Source organism: Massilia genomosp. 1 (assembly GCF_011682185.1).
GTDB classification, from domain to species: domain Bacteria; phylum Pseudomonadota; class Gammaproteobacteria; order Burkholderiales; family Burkholderiaceae_D; genus Telluria_A; species Telluria_A rubra.
The window spans coordinates 1-251 of the sequence record NZ_WHJF01000638.1 but is presented as its reverse complement, the minus strand read 5'-3'; the positions used below and the strand labels follow the sequence as shown (position 1 = coordinate 251).

General features: G+C 56.6%; 1 pseudogene. It reads left to right on the top strand.

The window, feature by feature from the left end:
- Positions 1–124 precede the first annotated feature (124 nt).
- A pseudogene (locus F1735_RS35120) lies at positions 125–251 on the top strand (transposase); the annotation flags it as partial.

Here is a 251-nt window from a genome sequence, read left to right as displayed (position 1 = left end):
CTGCTGAAGAACGAGAAGACGGCTAAGCTCGGGATCGCTACCAAGCGCATGAAGGCAGCCTGGAGCGCCGACTATCTTGCCAAGGTCTTAGGCCTACCAATCTGATCCTTCATGCAATCGCCCTGATGGACGCAGCAACGCCTACGTCGAGGCGATGAATGGGATGCTCCAACAAGTCAAACGGGCCGCCCGCGGATTTCGCACCGTGAAGAACTTCGTCGCCATCGCCTACCTTCGCATGTCCAAGTTTA